Below are 1,583 nucleotides of genomic sequence, written 5' to 3'. Positions count from 1 at the left end.
TGCGCAACGGCATTATGTTTTTTTGAGCGCTGGCATCTGTATATCACTATTTTGTATGTTCCAAGATCGTTTTTTTGACTGATACCAAGGCGCTTTAGAGTAGTAAGTAAGGATGCCCGTTTTACTACAGTTCAAGCAACGAGCTCCTTCATAGTTATAACCGTTTAGATATCTTTTTACATTTCTTAGATTAACACATGAAGTGCAATACCAAATGTGAGGTGAAAAAAAGACCTAGATGCGCTAGCATCAAAGTTTTTATCCACCGACCAAAGTGAGATTGCAACCATGAACTATACACATCTAAGCCTAGGTGAACGATACCAGATTTATGCCCTTAAAGGGGCAAAACATAGTATTAAATTTATAGCGAGGGCGTTAAACAGAAGTCCCAGCACCATATCAAGAGAGCTTAGGCGTAATAAAGGCCTGCGCGGTTACCGAGCAAAGAATGCTAATAACAAGGCTTGTGACAGACGGTCAAACAATGCGCCCAGCATCATCGCTGACGTATGGGATTGGGTCACAGATAAGCTAAAAGACAGCTGGAGTCCTGAACAAATAGCCGGCGTTCATGGTGGTATTAGTCACATGAGCATCTATCGCTATATCTGGAGGGACAAGAGACAAGGCGGCAGGTTATGGCAGTGTCTCAGACGCAAAGCCAAACCTTACCGTAAGCGACTAACCGCTGAGACCCGAGGCCGTATCAACGACAGAGTCTCGATTCATGAGCGCCCTTGTATTGTGGAAGAACGATCACGTATTGGTGACTGGGAAGCGGATACCGTTATCGGTCAGCATCACAAGCAAGCGATTGTAACGCTCGTTGAACGTAAAACAGGACTGCTTAAAATGAAGCGTGTGGGTCATAAAACGGCACAGCAAGTATCAGAGGCAATGATAGGTATCCTAAAGCCAGTGAGGTTGCAGGTTAAGACCATTACCTCTGATAATGGTAAAGAGTTTGCTCAGCATAAGAAGGTGAAACAAAAGCTCTTTAGCGCTTTCTTCTTTGCCGATGCTTATGCGTCATGGCAGCGAGGAACCAACGAGAATACCAACGGATTAATCAGAGAGTTCTTGCCTAAGGGTTGTGACTTTAGACAAGTCTCTGATAATGAGATACAGGACATTGAGAATAAACTAAACAACAGACCAAGAAAACGCTTAGGGTTTAAAACGCCCAATCAGGTGTTCTATAATATAATTTAGCGTTGCACTTGGTGTGTTAATCTAAGTTTTTAATTAATGCGTCATCAGCTATTTTAGCTAGTACTTTATTTTTCGTCATTTTAGGGACTAAACTCTACTGCCAACTGTGAATGGTGCTAGTACTAAGTTCATAAAGCAGGGAAGTTTCTTGGATCGTCATGCCATAAGCGATGCTAGAGAGTACTTGTTTGCGAAGGTCTATCGAATATGTCATCGTTTATTTCATTAAATACAGTTGTTAATAAGATATAGTTGGGTTCAAATAATTCCGATACAAGGAAACCGAGTGCAAGCTATACATTAATATGGTCAGCGAGGATGACGATGTAGCAGATTTATATGGGTTTGACTATAGTATTGATTTTACT

At 41.6% G+C, this 1,583-nt stretch carries 2 protein-coding genes; one reads left to right on the top strand and one right to left on the bottom strand.

Annotation, left to right across the window (positions count from 1 at the left end; all coding sequences use genetic code 11):
- Positions 1-288 precede the first annotated feature (288 nt).
- On the top strand, positions 289-1,215 hold the full coding sequence (locus ACT3RN_RS15465) for an IS30 family transposase (protein ID WP_444518811.1): 927 nt from the start codon (positions 289-291) through the stop codon (positions 1,213-1,215).
- A gap of 94 nt (positions 1,216-1,309) precedes the next feature.
- Here the strand turns inward: ACT3RN_RS15465 and ACT3RN_RS15460 are convergent, their stop codons facing one another.
- Positions 1,310-1,429 (bottom strand): IS630 transposase-related protein, encoded by a 120-nt coding sequence (locus ACT3RN_RS15460; RefSeq protein WP_444518810.1) that lies wholly within the window; start codon positions 1,427-1,429, stop codon positions 1,310-1,312.
- Positions 1,430-1,583 lie beyond the last annotated feature (154 nt).

This window comes from Psychrobacter sp. AOP5-GZ1-6, from assembly GCF_052376345.1.
Taxonomy (GTDB): domain Bacteria; phylum Pseudomonadota; class Gammaproteobacteria; order Pseudomonadales; family Moraxellaceae; genus Psychrobacter.
This window is presented reverse-complemented; position numbering and strand designations above follow the sequence as displayed.